General features: G+C 71.8%; 31 protein-coding genes. 16 read left to right on the forward strand and 15 right to left on the reverse strand.

Features of this window, described 5'->3' with window-relative positions; translation table 11 throughout:
* The first annotated feature begins 3 nt into the window (after window positions 1-3).
* Both J1M46_RS08970 and J1M46_RS08975 read left to right on the forward strand, forming a co-directional pair.
* Window positions 4-975 carry an o-succinylbenzoate synthase gene (locus J1M46_RS08970; RefSeq protein WP_342384331.1) on the forward strand — a complete coding sequence of 324 codons (972 nt, stop codon included), beginning with the start codon at window positions 4-6 and terminating at the stop codon, window positions 973-975.
* Window positions 976-1,092: 117 nt separating this feature from the next.
* The gene (locus tag J1M46_RS08975; RefSeq protein ID WP_206447493.1) at window positions 1,093-1,971 is read left to right on the forward strand and encodes an endonuclease domain-containing protein; all 879 of its coding nucleotides are present in this window, start codon (window positions 1,093-1,095) and stop codon (window positions 1,969-1,971) included.
* Between the two features lie 178 nt (window positions 1,972-2,149).
* On the opposite strand, the gene ccsB is transcribed toward J1M46_RS08975, so the two are convergent.
* The 5 genes from ccsB to J1M46_RS09000 all read right to left on the reverse strand — a co-directional run bounded on the left by ccsB (window position 2,150) and on the right by J1M46_RS09000 (window position 6,852).
* Window positions 2,150-3,037, reverse strand: coding sequence for a c-type cytochrome biogenesis protein CcsB (ccsB, locus tag J1M46_RS08980; RefSeq protein ID WP_206448659.1), 888 nt, complete (start codon window positions 3,035-3,037; stop codon window positions 2,150-2,152).
* 60 nt (window positions 3,038-3,097) lie between these two features.
* Complete coding sequence (gene resB / locus J1M46_RS08985) at window positions 3,098-4,711, reverse strand: cytochrome c biogenesis protein ResB (protein ID WP_206448660.1); 1,614 nt, start codon at window positions 4,709-4,711, stop codon at window positions 3,098-3,100.
* A 91-nt stretch (window positions 4,712-4,802) separates the two neighbouring features.
* Window positions 4,803-5,540 (reverse strand): cytochrome c biogenesis CcdA family protein, encoded by a 738-nt coding sequence (locus J1M46_RS08990; protein ID WP_206448661.1) that lies wholly within the window; start codon window positions 5,538-5,540, stop codon window positions 4,803-4,805.
* Window positions 5,541-5,608: 68 nt separating this feature from the next.
* On the reverse strand, window positions 5,609-6,187 hold the full coding sequence (locus tag J1M46_RS08995) for a TlpA family protein disulfide reductase (protein WP_241249072.1): 579 nt from the start codon (window positions 6,185-6,187) through the stop codon (window positions 5,609-5,611).
* An 11-nt stretch (window positions 6,188-6,198) separates the two neighbouring features.
* Window positions 6,199-6,852 (reverse strand): histidine phosphatase family protein, encoded by a 654-nt coding sequence (locus tag J1M46_RS09000; protein ID WP_206447495.1) that lies wholly within the window; start codon window positions 6,850-6,852, stop codon window positions 6,199-6,201.
* Window positions 6,853-6,906: 54 nt separating this feature from the next.
* Between J1M46_RS09000 and J1M46_RS09005 the strand changes: the two genes are divergently transcribed.
* Complete coding sequence (locus J1M46_RS09005) at window positions 6,907-7,173, forward strand: hypothetical protein (protein ID WP_206447496.1); 267 nt, start codon at window positions 6,907-6,909, stop codon at window positions 7,171-7,173.
* A 31-nt stretch (window positions 7,174-7,204) separates the two neighbouring features.
* The gene (gene aspS / locus J1M46_RS09010) at window positions 7,205-8,491 is read left to right on the forward strand and encodes an aspartate--tRNA(Asn) ligase (protein WP_206448662.1); all 1,287 of its coding nucleotides are present in this window, start codon (window positions 7,205-7,207) and stop codon (window positions 8,489-8,491) included.
* 10 nt (window positions 8,492-8,501) lie between these two features.
* On the opposite strand, the gene J1M46_RS09015 is transcribed toward aspS, so the two are convergent.
* From J1M46_RS09015 to J1M46_RS15800, 4 genes are all read right to left on the reverse strand, one after another.
* The gene (locus J1M46_RS09015; protein ID WP_206447497.1) at window positions 8,502-8,750 is read right to left on the reverse strand and encodes a glutaredoxin family protein; all 249 of its coding nucleotides are present in this window, start codon (window positions 8,748-8,750) and stop codon (window positions 8,502-8,504) included.
* Window positions 8,751-8,759: 9 nt separating this feature from the next.
* Window positions 8,760-9,641 carry a GNAT family N-acetyltransferase gene (locus J1M46_RS09020; RefSeq protein ID WP_206447498.1) on the reverse strand — a complete coding sequence of 294 codons (882 nt, stop codon included), beginning with the start codon at window positions 9,639-9,641 and terminating at the stop codon, window positions 8,760-8,762.
* A gap of 156 nt (window positions 9,642-9,797) precedes the next feature.
* Window positions 9,798-9,896 (reverse strand): 30S ribosomal protein bS22, encoded by a 99-nt coding sequence (locus tag J1M46_RS09025; protein ID WP_092916513.1) that lies wholly within the window; start codon window positions 9,894-9,896, stop codon window positions 9,798-9,800.
* Between the two features lie 146 nt (window positions 9,897-10,042).
* Entirely contained in the window at window positions 10,043-10,732 is a 690-nt protein-coding gene (locus tag J1M46_RS15800) for a metalloregulator ArsR/SmtB family transcription factor (protein ID WP_206447499.1), read from the reverse strand.
* Window positions 10,733-10,920: 188 nt separating this feature from the next.
* Between J1M46_RS15800 and J1M46_RS09035 the strand changes: the two genes are divergently transcribed.
* Genes J1M46_RS09035 through J1M46_RS09045 form a run of 3 tightly spaced genes read left to right on the forward strand, consistent with a single transcriptional unit; the run spans window position 10,921 to window position 13,344 of the window.
* Complete coding sequence (locus J1M46_RS09035; RefSeq protein WP_241249545.1) at window positions 10,921-12,288, forward strand: TrkH family potassium uptake protein; 1,368 nt, start codon at window positions 10,921-10,923, stop codon at window positions 12,286-12,288.
* Entirely contained in the window at window positions 12,281-12,952 is a 672-nt protein-coding gene (locus tag J1M46_RS09040) for a potassium channel family protein (protein ID WP_206447501.1), read from the forward strand. The genes J1M46_RS09035 and J1M46_RS09040 overlap by 8 nt, the downstream gene beginning before the upstream one ends.
* Window positions 12,949-13,344, forward strand: a complete 396-nt coding sequence (locus J1M46_RS09045; RefSeq protein ID WP_342384333.1) for a YchJ family protein — start codon at window positions 12,949-12,951, stop codon at window positions 13,342-13,344. The genes J1M46_RS09040 and J1M46_RS09045 overlap by 4 nt, the downstream gene beginning before the upstream one ends.
* 49 nt (window positions 13,345-13,393) lie before the next feature.
* On the opposite strand, the gene proC is transcribed toward J1M46_RS09045, so the two are convergent.
* Window positions 13,394-14,218 (reverse strand): pyrroline-5-carboxylate reductase, encoded by an 825-nt coding sequence (gene proC, locus J1M46_RS09050; RefSeq protein ID WP_206447502.1) that lies wholly within the window; start codon window positions 14,216-14,218, stop codon window positions 13,394-13,396.
* 59 nt (window positions 14,219-14,277) lie between these two features.
* Here proC and J1M46_RS09055 point away from each other — a divergent pair, with 59 nt between their 5' ends.
* Genes J1M46_RS09055 through J1M46_RS09065 form a run of 3 tightly spaced genes read left to right on the forward strand, consistent with a single transcriptional unit; the run spans window position 14,278 to window position 15,964 of the window.
* Window positions 14,278-15,240, forward strand: coding sequence for a cation diffusion facilitator family transporter (locus tag J1M46_RS09055; RefSeq protein ID WP_206447503.1), 963 nt, complete (start codon window positions 14,278-14,280; stop codon window positions 15,238-15,240).
* Between the two features lie 32 nt (window positions 15,241-15,272).
* Window positions 15,273-15,686 carry a hypothetical protein gene (locus tag J1M46_RS09060; RefSeq protein ID WP_206447504.1) on the forward strand — a complete coding sequence of 138 codons (414 nt, stop codon included), beginning with the start codon at window positions 15,273-15,275 and terminating at the stop codon, window positions 15,684-15,686.
* An 8-nt stretch (window positions 15,687-15,694) separates the two neighbouring features.
* On the forward strand, window positions 15,695-15,964 hold the full coding sequence (locus tag J1M46_RS09065) for a hypothetical protein (protein WP_206447505.1): 270 nt from the start codon (window positions 15,695-15,697) through the stop codon (window positions 15,962-15,964).
* A gap of 32 nt (window positions 15,965-15,996) precedes the next feature.
* On the opposite strand, the gene tadA is transcribed toward J1M46_RS09065, so the two are convergent.
* Window positions 15,997-16,458 carry a tRNA adenosine(34) deaminase TadA gene (tadA, locus tag J1M46_RS09070; RefSeq protein WP_206447506.1) on the reverse strand — a complete coding sequence of 154 codons (462 nt, stop codon included), beginning with the start codon at window positions 16,456-16,458 and terminating at the stop codon, window positions 15,997-15,999.
* Window positions 16,459-16,505: 47 nt separating this feature from the next.
* Here tadA and upp point away from each other — a divergent pair, with 47 nt between their 5' ends.
* On the forward strand, window positions 16,506-17,144 hold the full coding sequence (gene upp, locus J1M46_RS09075) for a uracil phosphoribosyltransferase (protein WP_206447507.1): 639 nt from the start codon (window positions 16,506-16,508) through the stop codon (window positions 17,142-17,144).
* Between the two features lie 471 nt (window positions 17,145-17,615).
* Window positions 17,616-18,368 (forward strand): winged helix-turn-helix domain-containing protein, encoded by a 753-nt coding sequence (locus J1M46_RS09080; protein ID WP_206447508.1) that lies wholly within the window; start codon window positions 17,616-17,618, stop codon window positions 18,366-18,368.
* Window positions 18,369-18,561: 193 nt separating this feature from the next.
* Here the strand turns inward: J1M46_RS09080 and J1M46_RS09085 are convergent, their stop codons facing one another.
* From J1M46_RS09085 to J1M46_RS09095, 3 genes are read right to left on the reverse strand one after another with little or no spacing between them, the layout of a single operon-like run.
* Entirely contained in the window at window positions 18,562-19,320 is a 759-nt protein-coding gene (locus J1M46_RS09085; protein ID WP_206447509.1) for an alpha/beta fold hydrolase, read from the reverse strand.
* Window positions 19,317-20,198, reverse strand: a complete 882-nt coding sequence (locus J1M46_RS09090; RefSeq protein WP_206447510.1) for a PfkB family carbohydrate kinase — start codon at window positions 20,196-20,198, stop codon at window positions 19,317-19,319. Before J1M46_RS09090 ends, J1M46_RS09085 begins: the two co-directional genes overlap by 4 nt.
* Window positions 20,199-20,202: 4 nt before the next feature.
* Window positions 20,203-21,105, reverse strand: coding sequence for a pseudouridine-5'-phosphate glycosidase (locus J1M46_RS09095; RefSeq protein ID WP_206447511.1), 903 nt, complete (start codon window positions 21,103-21,105; stop codon window positions 20,203-20,205).
* A gap of 35 nt (window positions 21,106-21,140) precedes the next feature.
* Here J1M46_RS09095 and J1M46_RS09100 point away from each other — a divergent pair, with 35 nt between their 5' ends.
* From J1M46_RS09100 to J1M46_RS09115, 4 genes are all read left to right on the forward strand, one after another.
* Window positions 21,141-21,863, forward strand: coding sequence for a glutamine amidotransferase-related protein (locus tag J1M46_RS09100; protein ID WP_206447512.1), 723 nt, complete (start codon window positions 21,141-21,143; stop codon window positions 21,861-21,863).
* Entirely contained in the window at window positions 21,860-22,552 is a 693-nt protein-coding gene (locus J1M46_RS09105) for a Type 1 glutamine amidotransferase-like domain-containing protein (protein WP_206447513.1), read from the forward strand. Before J1M46_RS09100 ends, J1M46_RS09105 begins: the two co-directional genes overlap by 4 nt.
* 86 nt (window positions 22,553-22,638) lie before the next feature.
* Window positions 22,639-22,872: a hypothetical protein gene (locus J1M46_RS09110; RefSeq protein ID WP_206447514.1), complete on the forward strand. Its 234-nt coding sequence runs from the start codon at window positions 22,639-22,641 to the stop codon at window positions 22,870-22,872.
* A complete protein-coding gene (locus tag J1M46_RS09115; RefSeq protein ID WP_206447515.1) occupies window positions 22,869-23,213 on the forward strand; it encodes a type II toxin-antitoxin system PemK/MazF family toxin in 345 nt (114 codons plus the stop codon). Before J1M46_RS09110 ends, J1M46_RS09115 begins: the two co-directional genes overlap by 4 nt.
* 33 nt (window positions 23,214-23,246) lie before the next feature.
* Here J1M46_RS09115 and J1M46_RS09120 read toward each other — a convergent pair whose 3' ends face one another.
* A complete protein-coding gene (locus J1M46_RS09120) occupies window positions 23,247-24,164 on the reverse strand; it encodes an asparaginase (protein WP_206447516.1) in 918 nt (305 codons plus the stop codon).
* Between the last annotated feature and the right edge of the window lie 42 nt (window positions 24,165-24,206).

Genomic DNA, 24,206 nt, shown 5'->3' on the forward strand with positions numbered 1-24,206 from the left:
CGCGTGGATCTCGCCTACGAACGGCTCGCCGACCGCATGCACGTGGTGTCGCTGCCGCTGGCGACGCGCTTCCGGGGGGTGGAGTCGCGCGAGGTGGCGCTGTTCTCGGGCGCGGCCGGCTGGGGCGAGTGGAGCCCCTTCCTGGAGTACGAGCCGGAGGAGGCCGCGCGCTGGCTGCGGGCGGCGCTGGAGGATGCCGACCTCGAGCGGCCGGCGCTGCTGCGCTCGGCGGTGCCGGTGAACGCGACGCTGCCGGCGGTGGCGCCTTCGGCCGTCGCAGAGGTGCTGGCGCGCTACGACGGCTGCCGCACCGTGAAGGTGAAGGTAGCCGAGCGGGGGCAGGTGCTCGAGGACGACGTGGCGCGGGTGACCGAGGTGCGGGCGCTGCTGCCCGACGTGCGGATCCGCGTGGATGCGAACGGCGGCTGGGGCATCGACGAGGCGGAGACGGCGGTGCGCGCGCTCGAGCACTTCGACCTGGAGTACGTCGAGCAGCCGTGCGCGAGCGTGCCGGAGCTGGCCGAGCTGCGCTCGCGACTGCACCGGCTCGCCATCCCGATCGCTGCCGACGAGTCGGTGCGCAAGGCCTCCGATCCGCTGCTGGTCGCCCGCGCGGGTGCTGCCGACGTGCTCGTGGTCAAGGCGCAGCCGCTCGGCGGGATCCGGGCAGCACTCGCGATCGTCGCCGAGGCCGGGCTGCCGGCGGTCGTCTCGAGCGCCTTGGACTCCTCTGTGGGGCTGTCGATGGGCGCAGCGCTCGCCGGGGCGCTGCCGGCCCTCCCCTACGACTGCGGCCTCGGCACCGGCGCGCTGCTGACCGCCGATGTGACGGCCTCGCCGCTGGTGCCGGTCGGCGGCTCGATCTCCGCCGAGCGCGTCGCGCCCGACGCCGCGCTGCTGGCGGAGCACGCGGCGGCGCCGGAGCGCGTCGAACACTGGCGCGAGCGCCTCGCCGCCTGCTTGCCGCACCTCTGAGGCGCGGGCGGCCGCAGCACCGCTCTCCGGACGGCGCCGTCGAGCCGACAGCGGAGTTCTCCACAGCGGCCACGATGCGACGCTCGGCGAACGACTGGCCACCCCAGCATGTGCGGCATGGACTTCCTGTCTTGGCTCGAGATCGTGGGCGGCGTCTGCACGGTCGAGGCTGCCCTCGAGCATCTGACCCGGCGCGAACTGCGACGGCTTCGCGGGGAAGGTGCGCTCCGGACGCCCCAGCGCGGGTGGCTCGCGCTGGCCGACACCAGCAGCGACACGACCCGCTCACTCGAGCTCGGTGGCGTCGTCACCTGCGTGAGCGCGCTGCGTGACCACGGGCTCTGGACGCCGCATGGCGAACAGCAGCTGCACATCCGCGTGCGCCGCAATTCGCACGGCGCTCGCGTCGCGCGGGCCGAGGATCGTGACGGCGTCGTCGTGCACCGCCTGCACGAGAGGCTGCAGGAGGAGGCGCCACCGTTCGGCGTCGACAGCGTGCAGACGACACTCGCCGTGGCATCCGGCTGCGTCTCCGCCGACGACCTGATCGCGGCCGCCGACGCCGCGCTGTCGCAGGGGAAGATCCAGCCCGACGCGCTGCTCGAGGTGGCAGCGGAGCTGCCGCGGCCACGGAGGCGAGTGCTCGAGCGGGCGAGCGCACTGTCGGGCTCGGGCACCGAGTCGATGTTCGCGGCGCTGCTGCGCCACGCCCACATCGTGTTCGTGCAGCAGCCCGAACTGCTGCCGGACGAGTTCTTCGACTTCCTGATCGGCCGCTCGCTCGTGATCGAGATCGATTCGCTCGAGTGGCACGGCAGCCGCAAGCAGATGGCGAACGACCGCCGGCGCGATGCAGCCCTCACGGCACTCGGCTACCGCGTCGTTCGCTTCACCTACGAGCAGGTGATGTTCGAGCGCGAGCAGGTGCTGCAGACGGTGCTCGACCTCGTGCGCCGGGGCGTGCACCGTCGCGCGCTGCCGGCGGCGACCGCCTGACTGGCGAGTGGCCGGCGCTGCCCGTGGCCCGCCTGACCACCCAGGTGTCCGCAACCGCACGTGGCGGACTGACGTTCAGACGGCTCCCTGGACGCTCACCCTCGATAACCGCGTTGCGGAACCACAGGCCCGTCTGAAGCGCGAGGCGCGTGCCGGCGGGCAGCCGCCGCCCTGCGGATCAGAGGCCGCTGTAGGCGTGCAGGCCGGTGAAGAACTGGTTGACGATCGTGAAGTTGAAGATGATCGCGGTGAAGCCGATGATCTGCAGCCAGGCCGAGCGCGAGCCGCGCCAGCCGCGCGTCGCGCGCGCGTGGATGTAGCCGGCGTAGATCACCCAGATCACGAAGGTCCAGACCTCCTTCGTGTCCCAGCCCCAGTACCGGCCCCACGCGTGCTCCGCCCAGATCGCCCCGGCGATGAGCGTGAAGGTCCAGAAGATGAAGCCGATCACGCCCACCCGGTAGGCGAGATCCTCGAGCTGCACCGGCGTGGGCAGCGAGCGCAGGAAGCCGTTGTCGCGGCGCTCCTTGATCAGCTGCAGCACGCTCAAGCCGGTGCCGAGCCCCATCAGGCCGGTCGCGAGCGTGGCCACGAACACGTGGATCACGAGCCAGTACGTCTGCAGCGCCGGCGGCAGCGGCGTGGGCGCGACGTAGTAGTTCACGGTCGCGGTGCCGAGGAAGACGACCGCGATGCCCGTCATGAACACGCCCAGGAAGTTCAGGTCCTTCCACAGCCGCGACAGCACGAACACGCCCACGATCACGGCCACGCCGGTGAGCGCGAACTCGTACATGTTCGCCCACGGCACCCGACCCGCCGCCAGGCCCCGCAGCAGCGCGCCACCCAGGTGCAGCACCCAGGCGAGCACCGTGAGCGTGAAGCCGATGCGCGCGCCGCGGCCAGGCAGCGCAGGGGCGAGCGGTGCGGATGGGTCGGGCCCGGTCGCCGATGTCGGCCCACCCGCGCCCACCAGCTCACGGGCCGCCGCCGGCACGGACCTCACCGCCGAGCGACGCGCGACATCGACGGCATAGGCGATGAACGCGAGCGTATAGACCGCCATCGCCGAGTAGACGAGCAGCAGCGAGAAGGAGTCGAGATCAGCGGCCGGCACAGGTCGATCCTACTCTCGTCGTCCAGGCCCGACGGGGTTGACGGCGTCCGCCGCAGCATCGCCCTCGCTGGCGCGTCGCTCGCCATCGCCGCCGAGGCGCTTCGCGAGCTCGTCGACGGCGCGCTCGAGTGCCGGGTCCTCGCCGCGCGCGAGTCCCGCGAGCTCGAGCCTGCCGCCCGCCGCCTTCACCCACAGCCGCCGGCGCGGGATGAGCAATGAGCCGAGCAACGAGACGACGATGGTCATGGCGATCCAGAAGACCGCGATCTGCGTGTAGTCGACGTGCACTTCGATCACGCCGTAGCGCCGCACGTCCTCGAACGTGATGGTGCCGAGGCCGCCGGGGATCTCTGCCGTCTGCCCGAGCTCGAGCGTGAGCGCATCGGTGCCGGAGTCGCCGCCGGCGATCTGCGTCATCTCATCGGTCTCGAGGGCGTACACCGACCGCGGCACGCCCGCGTCCAGTCCGAGATCGCCCGTGAAGGCCTGCAGCGACAGCAGCGGGTACGCGAGGTCGGGGTAGACGGAGGTGAACGCGCCCGTGTCGAGCTGCCCGGCAGTCGGGTAGAAGAAGCCGCGCAGTCCCAGCTGCTCGTCGAGCCCGCCCGGCAGCTTCATCACGCCGAGGCTCGTCATCAGGTCGTCCTGCGCGAGAAATGGCGTGTACTCGTCGTAGACGACCGTGCCCTCGGCGTCGCGCACCGAGATTCGCGGGGCGTAGCCGTTGGAGATCAGGTACAGGTCGGCGTTGTCGATGGCCAGCGGCTCATTGACCTTGATCTGCTCCCCGCGCGCGGCGCCGTCCTCGGTCACCGACAGGTGCGCAGTGAAGTCGAGCGGCGCGCCGATGGCGTTGGGGTTCTCGGTCTCGTAGACGACTTCGAGATCGTCGAGCTGCACCGAGAAGGCCGGGAGCGAGGCCCCGTCGAACCACTGCCCCGAGTCGAAGGTGTCGTAGCTCGAGAGCGTGTTGGCGAAGCTGCGCCCCTCGACGATGAGCCGCTGGCCGCTGTAGCCGAAGCCGGAGCCCAGCCCGACCACCAGGATCATCGCCAGCAGCGCGATGTGGAACAGCAGGTTGCCGGTCTCGCGCAGGTAGCCGCGCTCGGCCGAGACCGAGTCGCCGTAGCGGGCGGTGCGGTAGCCCAGCTTGCGCAGCGACCTCTCGGCGCGGTCGAGGTCGGATGCGTCGCCCGGCACGGTCTGGAACCCCACCAGGCGAGACAGGCGCGCCGGGGTGCGCGGCGGCTTCGCGCGCATGGCCTTCCAGTGGTGCGCGAGGCGCGGGATGACACATCCGACCAGGGACGTGAACAGCAGGATGTAGATGGCCGAGAACCACGGGCTGGAGTAGACCTCGTGCAGCGAGAGAGCGTCGTAGAGCCAGACCAGGTCGGGGTTCTCGGCGCGCACCTGCAGCACGCCGTTCGGGTCGCTCGAGCGCTGCGGCACGAGGCTGCCGGGGATCGCGCCGACCGCGAGCAGCAGCAGCAGCACGATGGCCGTGCGCATCGAGGTCAGCTGGCGCCAGAAGAAGCGGAACCAGCCGAGCGGCCCGAGCTTGGGGCCGCTGCCCGAGCGCGGCGCGGGCGCGGGCGCATCGACGTGGTCGTCCGGGCGCATCGGGTCGTTGGAGGACGCGGTGTCGTTGAACGACGCGGCGTCGTCAGAGGCTGCGGCGTCGGACGGCGCGCGCTCGGGGCCGGGCCCGGCGCTAGATGATGGTGACAACGGAGGCGATCCATCCCTGGAGCGATTGCATGATGGCGTTCCATGCGCCGGTGACCATGAGCAGGCCGATGAAGATGAGCATCGCGCCGCCGGCGATGTTGACGGCGCGGATGTGGCGGCGCAGCCAGTCGACCGCGCCGCCCGCCCAGCCGAGCCCGAGCGCGATGAGCAGGAACGGGATGCCGAGCCCCAGCGCGTAGGCGAGGCCGAGGATCGCGCCCTGACCCGCGCTGCCGGTCGTGACCGTGAGCGCGCCGATGGCGGCGAGCGTCGGGCCGGAGCACGGGGTCCAGCCGAGGGCGAAGACGACGCCGACGACCGGTGCCGCCCACATGCCGCCGGACTTCACCTGCTGCGGCTTCCAGATGCGCTGCAGAAAAGAGAACTGGCCGACGAAGACGAGCCCCAGCAGGATCAGCACGATGCCGAGGATGCGCACCAGCAGGTCGGCGTACTGCAGCAGGAACGAGCTGGCGGCGCCGACGACGGCGGTGCCGAGCACGAACACGAACGTGAAGCCCGCGATGAAGAGCGAGACGCCCGCGATGAGCCGACCGCGGCTGCCGTCCTTGCCGACCAGCGATCCGACGAGGCCCAGATAGCCGGGCACGAGCGGCAGGATGCACGGGCTCGCGAAGGAGACCAGGCCGGCCAGCAGCGCGATCGGCACAGAGACCAGCAGCTGCCCGCTCAGCACCGCGCCCGCGGGATCGAATGCCAAGGCGTCGAATGCCACCGCGTCGAAGGCGGCGATCGGCGCGAGCGCGGTCAGCGCGGAGATGGCGAGACTCACCGCTCGAGCTCCTCCCGCAGCAGCGTCGAGAGGATGCTGGTGTCGCTCACGGCACCCGAGACGCGGGCGGCGACACGGCCCTCGGCATCCAGCACGATCGTGGTGGGCACCGCGTTCGGCGCCACGATGCCGGTGAAGGCGAGCTGCGCCTGCGCGGTCTCGTCGTCGAGGATCGACGGGTAGTCGATGCCGAACTGCTCCTCGAAGGTGGCGGCCTGCGCCGCGCCGTCGCGCACGTTGACGCCGAGGAAGTCGACCTGCTCGCCGAACTCCGCGTACAGCTCGGCGAGCACGGGCGCCTCGATGCGGCAGGGCGGGCAGGCGGCGTACCAGAAGTTCACGAGCGTCACGCCATCGAGCGATGCCGAGTCGAACTCGCCGCCTTCGATGAGCGGGCCCGAGAAGGGCTCCGGCGCGACGCGCTCGGCGACATCGGGGAACTCGGTGACGAAGCCGTCGCCGGCGATGTAGCCGGCGTCGCCGACGCCGCCCGCGACACCGTCGGTCGACGAGCAGGCCGAGAGGGCGAGCACGGCGACGACCGAGGCCGACAGCGCGGCCGCGACCCGACGCATCCGCCCGGCCCTCATACAGCCCCCGTGTCGATCGCATCCACCGAGGCGGCGGGCTCGACGTAGTCGATCTCGGTGAAGCGGCCGTCGACGCGCGCGAACGAGGTGATGGACGAGAGCTGGCAGCGGCGCGTGCGCGGGTCGTGCCAGAGGCGCTTGCCCGCGAGGTCGAGGTGCGCCATCCAGATGGGCGATTGGTGGCTGACCATCACGATGTCGCCGTCGTCGCCGGATTCCTCGAGCTCGTCCCAGGCATCCTCCATGGCCGCGCGCACGCGCTGTGCGATCGCCTTGTAGGGCTCGCCCCACGAGGGGCGGAAGGGGTTGCGCAGCAGCGGCCACGACGCCGGGTGCGAGAGCGCGCCGGAGGCCTCGAAGGTCTTGCCCTCGAACGCGTTCGTCGGCTCGATGATGCGGTGCTCGGTGCGGATGGCGAGGTCGAACGCGTCGGCCCAGTGCTCGGCCGACTGCTGCGCGCGCTCGAGCGGGCTGGCGGCGAGCCGCACGACGGGGCGCGCCGTCTCGCCGGTCGAGAGGTGCTCGGCCGCGAGCGCCGCCATGCGGTGGCCGCGCTCGGAGAGGAAGTAGCCGGGCAGGCGTCCGTAGAGCACGCCTTCCGGGTTGTGCACCTCGCCGTGGCGCACGAGATGGAGGCGACGAGCGGGCATGGCCATCATCGTACCTGGGGATCCTATGGACGCCGGCCCGGCACAATGGTGCCCATGCCCCTGCTCGTGCCGCTGCTGCTCGCGCTCGCCGTGGTGCTCGCCGCCACGATGCTGTGGGTGTGGGCGGGCTCGATCGCGCACGTGCGGCACGGTGCGCTCGTCGCCGCCGGCGTCGCCGTCATCGCGGTGGCCGGCATGGCCCTGCTGGTGACGGATGCGTCGCTCGAGTGGGCGGGCTGGGTGCTGCTGGCGGCATCCGTCGTCGCCCTCGTCCTCGGCTGGATCGGTCTCGCACGCTGGGGAGTACCCGCGCGTCGGTAGGATCGAGCCCGTGACTCAACGGACTCTCATCATGGACCTCGCATCGCTCCCCGACGGCCCCGTGAAGGTGGCCGGGTGGGTCGAGACGGTGCGCGACCAGAAGCGCGTGCAGTTCGTGATCCTGCGCGATGAGTCGGGTGCCGCCCAGCTCGTGAACCCCGTGAACGAGGAGACGGCCGAGACGGCCGCCCAGATCTCGGCGCTCATGCACGGCTCGTTCATCACCGTCGAGGGCGATCTGAAGGCCGACGAGCGCGTGAAGCTCGGCGGGCTCGAGGTGAAGCTGCGCTCGCTCACGGTCGAGTCGGTCGCGAAGGACTCCCCCATCGCCGACGACTCGTCGATCGACAAGCGCCTCGACTGGCGCTTCCTCGACCTGCGCCGCCCAGAGGCGCAGCTGATCTTCCGCGTGCAGACCACCATCGAGCACGCGATGCGCCAGCACTGGATCGACGAGGGCTTCATCGAGCTGCACACCCCGAAGCTGATGGCGACGGCCTCCGAGTCGCGCGCCGAGCTGTTCGAGGTGCCCTACTTCGAGACCACCGCCTACCTCGCGCAGTCGCCGCAGCTGTTCAAGCAGATGGCGCAGTCAGCGGGCTTCGGCAAGATCTTCGAGGTCGGCCCGGCCTTCCGCGCCGACCCCTCGTTCACGAGCCGCCACGCGACCGAGTTCACCTCGGTCGACAGCGAGATCTCCTGGATCGACTCGCACGAGGACGTCATGCAGCTGCACGAGACGCTGTTGACCAAGGCGGTCGCCGCCGTGGTCGAGCGCCACGGCGCCGCTATCAAGGAACACTTCGACATCGACCTGCAGGTGCCGACGACGCCGTTCCCGCGCATCACCCACGCCGAGGTCAAGGCGATCGTCGAGGCACGCGGTCACACGATCGAGCGCACCGACGGCGACCTCGACCCCGAGGCCGAGCGGCAGATCTCGCAGCACGTCAAGGACGAGCTGGGCCATGACTTCGTGTTCGTGACCGAGTACCCCGCCGGCGTGCGGCCGTTCTACCACCTGCGCCCCGAGGGCCGGCCGGAGGTGACGAACTCGTACGACCTGATCTACAACGGCGTCGAGATCTCCACCGGCGCGCAGCGCGAGCACCGCGTCGAGGTGCTCGAGGCGCAGATCGCCGAGAAGGGCATGGATGCAGCGGAGCTCGAGGAGTACCTCGACTTCTTCCGCTACGGCGTGCCCCCGCACGGCGGCTTCGGCATGGGCCTCGCGCGTGTCGTGATGCTCATGCTGGGCCTCGGCTCGATCCGCGAGACGACGTTCCTCTTCCGCGGCCCGAACCGCCTCACGCCGTAAGGCATCCGCCTCAGTTGAGGCGCGAGCGGATGCGGTCGGTCAGCTTCTCGGGGTCGACCCGCCACGAGGAGTGCGGTCGGCCGTCGATCAGCACGACCGGGATGTCGTCGGCCCAGCGCTCCTCGAGCGCGGCATCGTCGAGGATGGACACCTCGGTCATCGTCACGCCCTCGAAGCCGGCGACGACGCGCTCGACGATGGGCCGCGCCTCGTCGCAGAGGTGGCAGCCGGGCTTGCCGATGAGCGTGATCTCGAGCATGCCGCCAGCCTAGGCCTCGCGCCCCCGGTCGAAGCGCTCGGTCTGCGGCAGGAAGCCCGCGGAGCGGTAGGTGGCGATCGCCCCGACGCGCGACCGCTCGGTGCACACCTGCGCGCTCGATGCGCCCAGCTCGCGCAGGGCGGCCGCCGCGGCCAGCGTGATGGCGCGAGCGTGGCCCCGACCGCGATGGTCGGCGTGCACGCCCATCGGCTCGATGAGCCCCGGCCGGCCCTCGCCCGCCGACCACGCGATGATGCCGGCGGCGGCCTCGTCGCCGTCGAGGCCGAGCAGGGTGCGCGCGTGCGGCGCCCATGGCCCCTCCGCCATCGCGAACCACCGCTCGGCTCTGGCGCGCGCGGTGTCGAAGGCCGAGCGCTGCACGGCCGACCACGCCTCGACGAGCGACGCGTCACTGCCGTCGACCTCGACGACGCGCAACGGGTGCGCGCCGCCCGGGATCTCGACAGGGCCGGCGAGGTCGCGCTCGAGCGGAGTCCACGCCTCGCCGACGACCCAGCCGGCCTCGGCCAGCACGGCGTCGAGCTCGGCGCCCGCGGGCAGCTCGACGCTCGTCTCGCCAGCGGGCAGCACGCCGCGCTCGGGCCGGACCAGGTCGGCAGCCATGGCTTCGGCGAGCGCACGGTCGTGCCGCAGCTGCGGTGCGGTGGTCAGGCGCAGCACGTCGTCGTCGAGCAGCCCGACGGCTGCCAGCCGGCCGCCCGCGCGCCACGTACGCACCGCATCCGCTGTCGTCGATGCTCCGAGCCGGCAGTGCCAGCCGAGGTCGCCTGGGTGCAGCTGCAGCGGTTCACCGGTGCGCTGCCAGGACGCCAGCTGCCGCAGCGCCTCGTGCAGCTGCTCGAGGTCGGGGGTCGCCAGGTCGATCGTCATGTGCCGAATCGACCATCGTGCGGGCACAGCAAAGACCGGGCACCCGCTGATGCAGGGCCCGGCCTCGGCAGAGCACGCGTCCGAGTCCCGATACGGACCTCGGCGCTGGGGTCGCGGCGTGGGCCCGAACGGACCCCCGCCCCCAGCTCCACCGCGCTACTTGCGGTTGCGGCGCTGGTGGCGCGTCTTGCGAAGCAGCTTGCGGTGCTTCTTCTTCGACATGCGCTTGCGACGCTTCTTGACCACAGAACCCATGGAGGTTCCTCACTTCCGATAGAGATTGCTCGTCGACGCTGCGCGGTCGCCGTCGCCGGAAAGCGACTCGACACAGCGCAGGGAAAACGCTCGGGTCATCCTACCGGAATACGGCCGTGCGCCGCATATCGGGCGGCTGCCGACGGTCAGTCGAGCTTCGCGTCGTCGCCCTCGCGAGCGGGGCGCTCGTCATCACGGAGCTCGCCGAGCGGTGCGTCGTCACCGGTGCGACGACGGCTGCGGACGTCGTCGAGGCGCTGCGACGCTCGAGACTGCATCTCGTAGAGGCGGTCCTGCACGTCGTGGATACGGTCCCGCGCCTCCTGCATGCGCTCCTGCAGGTCGTGCACGCTCTCTGCGGCCCGGCGGCCGAGCGAAGCGCCCACCGGAGCGGGGTGCTCGACCCGCTCGCCCACGCGCGCGAGCGCCTGCTCCGCGGCCACGCGGGCCTGCTCGGCGGCCTGGCGCGCCTGGTCGGCTGCGGCGCGCAGCGGCGCCTGCACGTTGACGCCGGCCCAGGCGGCGAACGCGGCGGCCCCCAGGCTCGCCTCCTCCTGGTCGCTCTCGGCGAAGATGAACGGCATCAGCCAGTCGTCGACCTCGTCGAACGGCGCCAGCACGATCGAGTAGAAGCGGTGTTGCCCGTCCTCGCGGACGGTCACCAGCCCGGCGTCGCGGAGCGTGCGCAGATGCTTGGAGACCGTCGGCTGCGGCACCCCGAGGGTCTCGACGATCTGGCTGACGCTGGCCTCTCCGGTCATCGAGCGGCGCTCCAGGAGCACGCTCAGGATGTCCCGTCGCGTACTGTCCGCGATCACGCTGAAGATGTCGGCCATGCCGAAAGCATGCCAGCGCCGCGCGGTCGCGACAAACCGCATCCGCCATGCATGCCCGGCTCGAAGGACTACGCTGGGCGCGTTTGGCGCCGTCGGCGCTCCGATCCCGCGGGAGGGCACTGCACGTGGCTGAGCAGCGGACCTCTGACGAGGGGTCGTTCCTGGGGCGTCTGCGCGACCGCCTCGAGATGTTCGCCGGTTCGTACCCCGCGCGCTTCGCGATCTTCGTCTTCGCCGGCCTCAACCTGCTGTTCGCGGTGCTGCTCGCCACCCCCTGGGCGGCGGCCGACGGGCAGGCGACGCCGCCCATCGACGCGTTCTTCCAAGCGGTCAGCGTGGTGTGCGTCACGGGGCTCACGGTGGTCGACATGGCGACGCACTGGAGCCCGTTCGGCAACGCGGTCGTGATGATCGGCGTCGAGGTCGGCGGCATCGGCGTGCTGACGCTCGCGTCGCTGCTGGGCATGACCGTGGCGCGCCGGCTCGGGCTGCGCCAGCGGCTGATGGTCGCGAGCGACACGAACCCGTCGCGGGTGCGCAAGGGCGTCGTCAAGGAGGGCCAGGCCATCCGCCTTGGGGAGGTCGGCGGGCTGCTGCGCATCGTGGCGATCTCGGTGCTGGTGTTCGAGGCCGCCCTCATCGTGCTGCTGTTCCCGCGCCTGCTGCTGGCCGGCAAGGATCCCCTCGCCGCCCTGTACGAGTCGACCTACTGGTCGATCATGGCATTCACGAACTCCGGCTTCGTGCCCACCGTGGAGGGCCTGGCGCCCTACGCGACCGACCCGTGGTTCCTGATCGTGCTGATGCTCGGGGTCTTCATCGGATCGCTCGGCTTCCCCGTCTACTTCGTGCTGCTGAAGCACCTCGGCAAGCCGCGCCAGTGGTCGCTGCACGTGAAGCTGACTATCTCGGTCTCGATCATGCTGTTCCTCGCCGGCGGCCTCGTCTACCTCGTGCTCGAGTGGGGCAACGCCGACTCCTGGGGCACCAGGGACTTCGGGCAGCAGGTGCTGCACGCCTTCTTCCTGTCGTCGATGGCTCGCTCGGGCGGCTTCGCGATCGACGACCTGGGCCTGCTGCACAACTCGAGCCTGCTGGTGACCGACATGCTCATGTTCGTCGGCGGCGGCTCGGCCTCGACCGCCGGCGGCATCAAGGTGACGACGCTCGCCATCCTCTTCCTGGCCGCCGTCGCCGAAGCGCGCGGCCGCAAGTCGATGGAGGCCTTCGACCGCCGCATCCCCTCCGACGTGCTGCGCCTGGCGGTCTCCGTGACGCTCTGGAGCGCGACCATCATCGCGACGGTCACCGTCGTGCTGCTCGAGATCACGGGGGCGCCGATGTCGTTCGTGCTGTTCGACGTGATCAGCGCGTTCGGCACCGTCGGCCTCTCGACCGGCTTCACCCACGAGGGGCTGGAGGATTCGGCGAAGGTCATCCTGGCGCTCACGATGTTCGCCGGGCGCATTGGTAGTGTGACGCTCGCCGCGGCGCTGGCAGCGAGCCAGCGGACGCAGCTGTTCACGCGTCCTGAGGAGAGGCCGATCGTTGGTTGACAGGATTCCCCACGACGCCCCGGTGCTGGTGATCGGCCTGGGCCGCTTCGGCGCCGGCACCGCCGGGCAGCTCTCGCGCCTCGACCGCGAGGTGCTCGCGATCGACGACGACATCAACCTGGTGCAGAAGTGGTCGGAGCGCCTCACCCACACGGTGCAGGCCGACGCCCGCTCGATCGACGCCCTCAAGCAGCTCGGCGCGCAGGAGTTCTCGATCGCCGTCTGCGCCGTCGGCTCCTCCATCGAGGCCTCGGTGCTGATCGTCGCCAACCTCGTCGACCTCGGCATCCCGCAGATCTGGGCGAAGGCGATCAGCCAGTCGCACGGCAAGATCCTCAGCCGCATCGGCGCGAACCACGTCATCTACCCCGAGGCCGAGGCCGGCGAGCGCGTCGCCCACCTGGTCTCGGGCCGCATGCTCGACTACATCCAGTTCGACGACCAGTTCGCGATCGTGAAGATGTACCCGCCCAAGCGCATCCGTGGCATCACGCTGGCCGAGTCGCAGGTGCGCTCGAAGTACCACCTGACGGTGGTGGGCGTGAAGAGCCCCGGCGGCGAGTTCACCTACGCGACGCCCGAGACGATCGTCTCCAACCACGACCTGATCATCGTCTCCGGCAACCAAGCCGACATCGAGCGGTTCGCCGGCCTCGGTTCGTGACCCACGCGATCGACGACGCCGCGCGCTGCCCCTGCGGCACCGGCCTGCCGTTCGGCGAGTGCTGCGCGCCCATCCAGCGCGGCGAGCGCGAGACGGCGACCGCCGAGGCGCTCATGCGCTCCCGCTACACCGCGTTCGCCCTCGAGGACATCGACTGGCTGCTGGCCTCCTGGCACGCCTCCACTCGGCCGAGATCCCTCGAGCTCGACCCGGGCATCCGCTGGCTGCGCCTCGACGTGCTCGACACCATCGGTGGCGGACCGTTCGACCGCGAAGGCACGGTGGCGTTCGAGGCGCACTGGTTGGCCGAGGGCACGCGCGGCTCGATGCGCGAGCTGAGCACTTTCCGCCGCGATGCCGGCTGGCGGTACGTCGGCGGCGACCGCATCTGAGTTCGTTGCCGGCGCGACGGCGCAGCCGTGAGCCGGGCAGCGCAGCCCGTCAGCCCGCCGCGAGCTCCTGCGCGCGTGCCAGCGCGGCCGCCGTCGCGCGATCGAAGACGGCGCCGAGATCCGCGTCCTGCAGCACGCCGATCGCCTGCTCGGTGGTGCCCTTGGGGCTCGTCACCCGCCGCCGCAGCTCGGCCGGCTCGCTGCCGTCGGCGGCGAGCAGCTCGGTCGCGCCGCGGAACGTGCCCTGCACCATCGTGGCCGCCTGCTCGGCCGTGAAACCCATCCGCTCTGCCGTCTTCGTCAGCTCCTCGATGAGCAGGAAGACGTACGCGGGGCCCGAGCCCGAGATGGTCGAGAGCGCGTCGATCTGCGACTCGTCGAGCACGAGCACCTCGCCCACCGCCTCGAACATGCGCGCCACCAGCGCCACGTCGTCATCGCTCGCGCGGCTGCCGCCGGCGACGCCGGTCACCCCGAGGCCGACGGTCGAGGGCGTGTTGGGCATCGCCCGCACGACCGAGACGGATGCCGGCAGTGCGGCCTCGATGGACGCGGTGGTGGTGCCCGCCGCGATCGAGACGACCACCGCATCCGCCGCCAGATGCGGTGCGATCTCGCCCGCGAGCTCGACGATGCCCGCGGGCTTGACGCCCAGCACCACGAGCTTCGCGCCGGCGACCGCGCGCGCGTTGCCCTCCGGCTCGTCGGCGAGCGCGATCGACTCGACGCCCTCGAGCTGGATCGCCGCCGCCTTCTCGGCCGTGCGGTTGGTGACGGCGATGCGCTCGGCGCCCTGCTGCACCAGGCCCCGCAGGATCGCGCCGCCCATGGAGCCGACGCCGAGCATCGCGATGGGAGGGAGGAGATCGGTCATGCCGCCAGGGTACCGACGGCCGGAGGACACGGCGGGGCTGCCCGCGTAGACTCGCCGCCGTGAGCGCTTCCCACGGTACGAAGGCAGTCGTCGCGGCATTCCTGGCCAACACCGGCATCGCCATCACGAAGTTCATCGCCTGGTTCTTCTCGGGCTCCGCATCGATGCTGGCCGAGGCCATCCACTCCGTCGCCGACGCCGGCAACCAGCTGCTGCTGCTGCTCGGCGGTAGGCTCGCCAAGAAGAAGGCCGACATCGACCATCCCTTCGGCTACGGCCGCGAGCGCTACGTGTGGGCGTTCATCGTCGCGCTCGTCCTCTTCTCGATCGGCGGCCTGTTCTCGATCTCCGAGGGCATCAGCAAGATCCAGGAGCCGCACGAGCTCGAGATGTGGTGGCTGCCGCTGCTGGTGCTCACGATCGCTCTCGTGCTCGAGAGCTTCTCGCTGCGCACCGCCGTCAGGGAGGCCAACCTGGTGCGCGGCACGGCGAGTTGGCGGGACTTCATCCGCAAGGCCAAGAGCCCAGAGCTCCCGGTTGTGCTGCTCGAGGACGTCGCCGCGCTGCTGGGCCTGGTGTTCGCGTTCGTCGCCGTCGGCCTCACCGCGCTGACGGGCAACTCGCTGTTCGATGCGATCGGCACCCTCGCGATCGGCGTGCTGCTGATCGCCGTCGCGGTCCTCCTGGCGATCGAGATGAAGTCGCTGCTGATCGGCGAGGGCGCGACCCGCGAGGATCACGCGAAGATCCAGCGCGTGCTCAACGCCAACCCTGGCGTGGAGTCGCTCATCCACATGAAGACGCTCTACCTGGGCCCCGACGAGCTGATGATCGCCGCGAAGGTCGCCTTCCCGCCGCAGTCCGACATCGAGCACGTCGCCCGCACGATCAACGACCTCGAGTCGCAGCTGCGCAGCGAGGTCGAGCACGCGCGCGTCATCTACATCGAGCCCGACCTCTACGTCGAGCAGCCCGAGATCGCGCCCTCGACCGATCACATCGTCATCCAGTCGGGCAACTGACCCGCCTAGCCCGCGCTGTGTAGGCTGTCTGCATGGACTTCCTGCAATCACTCCTCCTCGCGACGCACCTGATCGGCGCCTCGCTGCTGGTCGGCACGCTCTTCCTGCAGATGCGCGCGAAGGCCGCGCACAACTTCACGATCATGCTGGTGGGCGCCTCCCTCCAGCTGCTGTCGGGCATCGCGCTCTACGGCCTGGCGATGGCCGGCGACGGCGAGCCGAACCACATGAAGCTCGGCATCAAGGGCCTCATCGCGGTGGTCGTCTTCGTCGCCGCGCTGATCGGCTTCCTGCGCCAGAAGGCCATCCGCAAGGAGCGGGCGAGCCTCACAGCCGGCGGCGCGCAGATCGTCGCCGACGTCGCCGTCGAGCGCAAGCTGCTGCCGTTCTTCCACGCGGCCGGCGGCCTGGCGCTGGTCAACCTGCTGATCGCGGTCTTCTGGTGAGCTGACGGATGCCGTGGCTTGACCTGGCGGCGTGGATCGCGGTGCTCGGCACCACGGTCGCGATCGTGCTGCTCGGCCCCCGCATCTGGCACAGCCGCTCGAACCAGAAGGCGCGCCGGTCCGGGCCCGGCATCCTGGACGAGATCTACCGCCCGGCCGTCTACGAGCAGCAGCTGGCCGCGCAGAGCGAGGCCGAGGCGGGCGAGCGCATCGACCAGCTCGAGCCGAAGCAGCGCCGCCCGGATCTCAACGTGTCAGGTGGTGCTTCGCCGCACTGAGTGCGCCGAGTGACCACCTGACACGTTGAGTTTCAGCGGCGATGGGCGAAGAAGCCCCGCAGCTGCGCCTCGGCGTCCCCGGCGAGCACGCCAGCGACCACCTCGACCCGGTGCGGCAGCCGCCGCTCGCGCAGCACGTCCACGACGCTGCCGGCGGCGCCGGCCTTCTCGTCCCAGGCGCCGAACACCACGCGGTCGATTCGGCTCGCGAGGATCGCCCCCGCGCACATGACGCACGGCTCGAGCGTGACGACCAGCGCGCATCCGTCGAGCCGCCACGAGCCCAGCTGCGCCGCCGCCGCCCGCAGCGCGACCACCTCGGCGTGCGCGGTGGGGTCGTGCCGGGCCTCGCGCTCGTTGCGGCCGGTGCCGATGACGGTGCCGGATGCGTCCACCACCACGGCGCCGACGGGCACGTCGGCGGTGGTCTCGGCCGCCGCCGCCTGCTCGAGCGCCAGCCGCATGAGCGCCTCGTCCTGCGCTGCCAGCCGCATCCGCTCTCCTCGCATCGGCGCCCCGCGCGCCCACTACCCTGAAGACTATGCGAGTCCACGTGGCCGACCACCCGCTCATCACGCACAAGCTCACGGTGCTGCGCGACGAGCGCACGCCCTCTCCCACCTTCCGTTCCCTGGTGGGCGAGCTGATGACGCTGCTCGCCTACGAGGGCACGCGCAACGTGCGGGTGACGCCGAAGCAGATCCAGACGCCGGTGACGGCCACGACGGGCGTCGCGATCGCCGAGCCGCGGCCGCTCGTGGTGCCGATCCTGCGCGCGGGCCTCGGGATGCTCGAGGGCATGACGGCGCTCGTGCCGACGGCGGAGGTGGGCTTCCTGGGCATGGCGCGCAACGAGGTCACGCTCGAGCCGACCACCTACGCCGAGCGGCTGCCGGACGACCTCTCCGACCGCCAGTGCTTCGTGCTCGACCCGATGCTCGCCACCGGCGGCTCGCTCTCGGGCGCGATGCAGTTCCTGTTCGACCGCGGCGCCGTCGACGTCACCGCCATCTGCCTGCTCGGCACCCCCGAGGGCCTCGCGCGCGTCGAGCGCGACATGGAGGGCCGCGACGTCACGATCGTGCTGGGCGCCCTCGACGACGGCCTCGACGAGCGCGGCTTCATCGTGCCGGGCCTCGGCGACGCCGGCGATCGCCTCTACGGCACCGTCGGCGACTGACGGGGGCGGATGCCCGGAGCCGGCCGGCGGGCGGATGCCCGGGTGCGGCCGGCGGCGCCGGTATCCGTCACACTTCGTCACAGTGTTGCGTCGTTTGACAGCGAACGCCTGAAGCCGCGATACTGGCGGGTATGACGACCACTTTCGCCCTCCAGTCCGTCCTCGCGACGAACGGGACGAACGGCATGATGATGCCGGCGGTCGCCATGCGTCGAATGTGTGCGTGAGCGCAGCTCGCACCGTCCGACCGCTCCCTGAGGAGTCGCTGACGCCACGGCGTCGCACCCTTCCGGCCTGAGCAGCCCCACCGGGCACCATCCATCGGGTGGCACCCGCGGAGCGGTCCCCGAACCCGCAGCGGTTCGCACCGACAGATCGACTCACCCAGTCGCACGCGACTGAGTCGGCGGCCCTCATCGCCCGCACCGCCACGGCTCGGGCAGCCGCCGACAGCACGCCGGAAGGCCCATCATGACCATCACCGACATCTCCGCATCGCTCACCACCCGCCGTCCCGCCCGGGGGCGCGGCACCGCCTACGGCTCGGCCGCCACGCACGGCAGCAGCGCGCTCGCACCCGAGGCGACCCCGCGCATCCGCCCCCAGGCCGCAGCGGCGCCCGCGGCCGTGCGCGCCGTGCCGGCCGGCACCGAGGCTCGCGGCTTCGTGCTCTACGTCGGCCTCGGCGAGGACGCCGCTGCCGCCGACCACGTCGAGCTGGCTCGGCTGGTCGGCGAGCTGCGCGCGCTCACCTCCCGCCTCGCCCCCAGCGCGCAGACCCACGCCGCCGTCGCACTCGCCCCGGCGGGCGCGGGCGGCCGCGACGTCGACGTGGTGCGCCGCGCGCTCGGCGACCCCGCCGTGCAGCAGCCCACCCCTGAGGCGGAGGCCGACACCGGCATCGTCATCGACCTGACCCGCAAGCGCGTGGCGCTCGGCGACGACATCGCGCCGCTGACCTACCGCGAGTTCGAGCTGCTGCAGCACATCGTGCTGCGCGAGGGCACGACGGTGGGCCGCTGCGACATCATCGACGCGCTGTGGGACGCCGACGCCGACGACCGCCCGAACGAGCGCACCATCGACGTGCACGTGCGCCGGCTGCGCTCGAAGCTGGGCGGCTACGCCGAGATCATCCGCACGGTGCGCGGCGCCGGCTACCGCTTCGACCGCCACGCCGACGTGACGGTGCTGGCGAGCGGCCCGAGCCCCGACCGCTTCTGAGCCCCGCGGCGAGCGCCAGCCACAGCAGAATCACAGAGAGCTCTGGGCCCGTTCGTTACCCATCCGTTATACATTCGTCGCACGTCGATCGTTGTGCTGTGGCGGTCGACGGAAGCGGAGCCACAGGCCTCGCTTGGTGCAAGGGACCGGGGCCGGCTGAGAGAACTTGGCCGGCCCTTTGCCTTGCCCGGCGTCAGGCCAGCTGCTCCTTGAGGAACGCGGATGCGGTGCGGCGGAAGTGGCCGGAGGTCGGCGCGTTCACGTGGTTGCGGCCGTGGATCGGCTCGAATCGGCCGTCCGGCAGCAGCGGCAGCAGCGTCTCGGTGTCGCTCGCCCGCCGGTCCTTCTCGCCCGTCATCAGCAGCGTCGGCAGGTCCGGCGGCGAATCCTCCGGATCGAACAACGTCTTCGACACCTCGCCCGCGAGCGTGATGAGCGTGGCCGGATCGTGCTCGGGGAAGGTGCCCGCCAGCTCGACAATGAACGCCTCCATCGGCCCCGCCTCCGCCTCGCCCTCCAGCGCCCGGTGCGCCAGAGCGACGTCGAACCGCTGGAAGGGGTCGCCGGCCGGCAGGCCGCCGAGCACCAGCGCCCGGAACGCAGCCGGTCGGGTGCCCGCGTGCCGCCACAGCAGCCGCGCACCCATCGAGTAGCCGATCGCGCCAGGCGGGTCCGGCAGCGCCAGCTGCTCGAGCACGGCATCGACGTCGTCGACGAAGTGATCGACCTCGTAGCCGCGCGCGGGGTGGTCGCTGTCGCCGTGGCCGCGCAGATCCATGCCGATGCCGCGCAGCCCCGCCTCGGCGAGCGACTCGCTCCAGTGCGCGTCGATCCAGTTGCGCTGGGTGTTCGACGAGAAGCCGTGGATCATCAGCACCGGCGCTCCGTCGGGGTCGCCCAGCTCGTGCAGGGCGATCCGCACCCCGTCGGATGCCATCGCGAAGACGGTCATGCTGCTCCCCTCGGCCTGGCGCCCACCTGCGCCACCGCGCGCGCGGCCATCCGCGCGCCCTGCTCCGCCGCCGCCGCCGGCGCGAGGCCGTCGGCCAGCCCGACCAGGAAGCCGGCGCCGAACGAGTCGCCCGCGCCGGTCGGGTCGACGAGCTCGGTGCGCTGGCTCGGCACGCGCGCGAGCGCGCCGGCGCTGCCGACGATCGAGCCGTGCTCGCCCATCGTCAGCGCGATCGTCGGGCAGCGCTCGGCGAGCGCCGCCGCCACCTCCTCGGGTGCGTACCTGCCGGTGAGCACGCGGCCCTCGTCGAGGTTGGCGATCAGGATGTCGGTCGCATCGAGCGCGGCGAGCATGGTCGGCAGGCCGAGATCCTCCACCGTGCCGGCGCTGCCGGGATTGAGCGACACCCGGGCACCGAACGCGTGCGCCCGTGCGACCATGCGGCCGTACGCATCCGCGTGCCCGTCGAGCCCGTAGCCGGTGGCGTGCACGATCGCCGTCTCGCGCAGCTCGGCGTCGTCGACGTGGTCGTACGACAGCCGTGCGTTCGCGCCGCGCTGCGTCAGCATGGTGCGGTGGTTGCCCTCGACGATCAGCACGATGGTGCCGGTGGGCACCTCCTCGTCGCCGTCGAGCATGGCATCGACGCCGACGGCCCGCAGCGCCGCCGCGTGCCGCTCGACGTCCGCCGCAGCGACGCGCCCGCGGAAGCGCACGTCGCCGCCGGCCGCGGCCATCCAGGAGGCCGCATTGGCGGCCGAGCCGCCCGGCCGGTTGGCGATCTCCGCGTCGGTGTCGGCATCCGTGCGGATCGCGCGCAGCGGCCGCACCACGATGTCGTCGATGACATCGCCGACCACCAGCAGCCGGGGGCGCACCGGGTCACCCGACGTAGGCGGTGGCGATCGCCGCGGCGACCTTGATGTTGTTGCGCACCAGGTCGAGGTTGACGGCCAGGCTGCGGCCGCCCGAGAGCTCGACGATGCGGCCGAGCAGGAAGGGCGTGACGGCCTTGCCGACGATGCCCTTCGCGTCGGCCTCGGCGAGCGCCTCCTGCACGACTCGGTCGTGCTCGTCGCGATCCCACTGCTGGTCGACCGGCACCGGGTTGGCGACGACGAGGCCGGCACTGTGGCCGAAGCCGTCCTGCGCGCGCAGCACGTCGGCGATCTGGCCGGCGTCCTCGACGCGCCAGTCGAGCTTGTGCTCGCTCTCGCGCAGCCAGAAGCTCGGGAACACGTCGGTCTGCAGGCCCACGAGCGGCACCGAGAGCGTCTCGAGCCGCTCGAGCGTCGCGCCGATGTCGAGGATCGACTTGACGCCCGCGCAGACCACGGCGACCGGGGTGCGACCGAGCTCCGGCAGGTCGGCCGACTCGTCGAAGCTCTCGTTCGCGCCACGGTGCACGCCGCCCAGGCCGCCGGTGGCGAAGACGCGGATGCCGGCAGCCGCGGCGAGGTGCGCGGTGGCCGCGACCGTCGTGGCGGCCGAGCGGCCGAGTGCGGCGACGATGGGCAGGTCGCGCACGCTGGCCTTGGCGATGCCGTCGGCGGCGAGCAGCTCGATGTCGGCGTCGTCGATGCCGATGTGGGGCACGCCGTCGAGCACCGCGATGGTCGCGGGCGTCGCGCCGTTGTCGCGCAGCAGCTGCTCGAACTCGCGCGCCGCGGTGATGCGCTCGTCGGCAGGCAGGCCGTGGCTGATGATGGTCGATTCCAGGGCGACGATCGGGCGGCGCGCATCCAGCGCCTCCTGGACCTCGGCGCCGATCTTGAGAGCACTCATGCCCTTAGGCTAGCCGCGAAGCCGAAGGAGTCAGCGTGTCGCGTTCCGTCCTGTTCATCAAGCACATCGAATACGAGACGGGCGGTCACGCCACGACGCTGCTCTCGCACCTGCCGACGCGCGAGGCGGTCTTCCCGACCGAGCTGCCGCCGCTCGACGAGATCGCCGGAGTCGTCATCCTCGGCGGCCAGATGAGCGCCGCCGAGGTCGACCGGTTCCCCTCGCTCGCGCGCACCGCCGACCTTGCCCTGCGCGCCATCGACGCCGAGATCCCGGTGGTGGGGCTGTGCCTCGGCCACCAGATCATCGGCCGCGCGCTCGGCGGCGTGCACCGCGAGGGCGCCGTCGACGCGGTGGGCATCATCGACATCGACCTCGTCGCGCCCGACCCGTGGCTGGGCGACCACCTCGGCACGATCGGCGCCATGCGCTGGAACAGCGACGTGGTCTCCCTGCCGCCCGGCGCGACGCTGCTGGCGCGCAGCGCGACGGTCGACAACGACGCCTTCCGCTACGGCTCGGCGGTCGGCATGCAGTTCCACCTGGAGGCCGACGACCGCGTCATGCGGCTGTGGGATTCGGTGACCAGCCCGACGCTGTCAGAGCTGCGGGGCGCGGATGCGGTGGCCGGTTGGCGCACGCACCTCGCGACCGATGCGACCCTGCTGGGCGTCGTCGAGCGCGGCTTCGGCGCCTTCGCGGAAGCCTGCGCCGCGCGCGTCGGCGAGGAACTGGCAAGCCTCTCACCCGTCGCATGAAGTTCCTGCTCACCTCGAACGGCGTGACCAACGCGAGCATCCGCGACGCGCTCGAGCGGCTGCTGGGCAAGCCGATCGCCGAGTCGAGCGCGCTGCTCGTGCCCACCGGCGCGCATCCGTTCCCGGGGGGACCGGCGATGGCGCGCTCGGCGATCGCAGGCACCGCCGAGGGGCCGCTGGCGGAGCTGGGCTGGGCCTCGCTCGGGGTGCTCGAGCTGACCGCGCTGCCGACGGTGCGCCGCGAGCACTGGGAGGCAGCGGTGCGCGAGGCCGACGCGCTGCTGGTGTGGGGCGGCGACGTGCTCTACCTCGTGCACTGGATGCGCGAGTCCGGCCTGGCCGAGCTGCTGCCGGCCCTGGCCGACACCGTCTACGTGGGCGTGAGCGCCGGCAGCATCACAGTGACGCCCTGGAACTGCGATGCGGAGTTCGATCTGGAGTTCGTGCCGGAGGGCAGCGACATGGGGCGTGACGCCGAGCGCGCGCTGGGGCTGGTCGACGTCGCCATCTACCCGCATCTCGACCGCCCCGGGATGGAGGATGCCGCGCTCGAGAGCATCGAGCGGTGGGCCGCCGGCATCCCGGCGCCGACCTATGCCATCGACGACGACTCGGCGCTCGTGATCGCCGACGGCGCCGTCGAGGTCGTCTCCGAGGGCAGCTGGCGGCGGCTCGAGCCCAGGCACTGACGCACGGCAGCAGCACGTTCCGCCGACTGTCCTCAGTCGCATCGCAACTCCTGGCAGCAGCGCCCGCGCCTCGGTATACTTCTGGTATGACCACCACGATCAAGGTGAGCAATGAGCTCCGCGATCGCTTGAAGGCGCAGGCCGCGCGCTCCGACCGCACGCTCGGCGCGCATCTCGCGGCGCTCGCAGATCTCGCAGACCGCGACGAGCGCCTGGCACGGCTCAAGCAGGCGATCGCCGAGACGCCGCCCGAAGCACTCGAGAGCTACCGTGTCGAGACGCGCCAGTGGGAGGCGAGCGAGCTCAGCGACGCACGATGACGGCGATCGAGCTGACTCCGGGAACCGTTTCGTGGGTGACATTGGATCCTGTTCGCGGGCGCGAACAAGGCGGCCACAGGCCGGTGCTCGTCGTGGCTTCGGCCGGCTACCTCGACGCGGTCACCACCCTGGTCGTCGTCCTGCCCATCACGTCGGTCGACCGGGGCTGGCCCAACCACATCCCGGTCGACGGCCCGAGCGGCCTGCGCGCGCCCTCCTGGATCATGACCGAGCAGCCTCGCACGCTCAGCCGAGACCGCATCACCAGCATCGCAGGGAGCGTCAGCGTCGCCTGCCTGGCGGGCGCGCGACGCTGGCTCGCAGACTTCCTCGACCTCTGAACGGCGTGCCGACCGCCGCACCATCGGTCCGCCTCAGACGACGGGGCGCAGCATGCCGACGGCCACGTCGGCGCTGCGCTGCACGAGGCCGAGCGGCTCCGCGAGGCGCTCGAGCGTGCCGGCCGGGATCGCCCCGGCGCGCTCGAGCAGCGCGAGCGCGACCGGCGCACCGGCACGGCGCGCGCCGTCGGCCGTCTTGACGACGACCGTCGTGCCGTCGGGGGCGACGGACGCCAGCGTGCCCTCCGCGCCGAACTTGGTCGCGCATCCGGTCTCGCCGATGACGACCGCGTCAGGCCCCCGGGCGCCGTCGATGAGCGCCGGGTGTGCGCGCATGGCGTCGCCAACCTGCCGGTGCGCGCCGGTGCCGTCCGGCGCCAGCCGGCGGAAGGCGCGGGCGAGGCCGACGGGCGTGGTCGGGAAGACGAGCGCGCCGCATCCGTCGTGCGCGAGCTGGCTGATGGGCTCGTCCGCCGCCTGCGCGAGGCCATCGCGCAAAACGGCCGCGAGCGGGTGGTCGTCGCGCCAGTAGTCGGCGCTCGCGCCCATCGCGCGGGCGGCGGCAGCGAAGGCGATGTGCTTGCCGACGCACATGTGCGCGAAGCGGCGCTTCGTGCCGTCGGGGCCCTTGATCGGCGGGCAGCGCAGCGCTGCCTCGTCGACGCCGTGGGCGGCGGCCATCGCGCTGGCGGTGTCGAGGTGCAGCTGCTCGGCCCAGTGGCTGGCGCTGGCGAGCGCGGCGTGCGCAGGCTCGAGCTCGATCAGGCCGGCCTCGAGGAGCGTCGCCGCGAAGAGCGGCTTGAGCGTGCTGCGGGCGAGGAACGCGTGGGTGATGTCGCCGTGCGACTCGATGACGGCGCCGTCGGGGTCGATCAGCACGGCGACGCCGTGGTGCTCGGACTCGACGAAGCCGTCGCGGTCGACGACGGCGAGGAGAGCAGTGGTGGGCATGCGTCCACGGTAGCCGTGCGCGGGCCGCCGGGGCGCGGGCGC

Origin of the sequence: Agrococcus sp. KRD186, from assembly GCF_017168255.1 — a bacterium.
Lineage (GTDB): Bacteria > Actinomycetota > Actinomycetes > Actinomycetales > Microbacteriaceae > Agrococcus.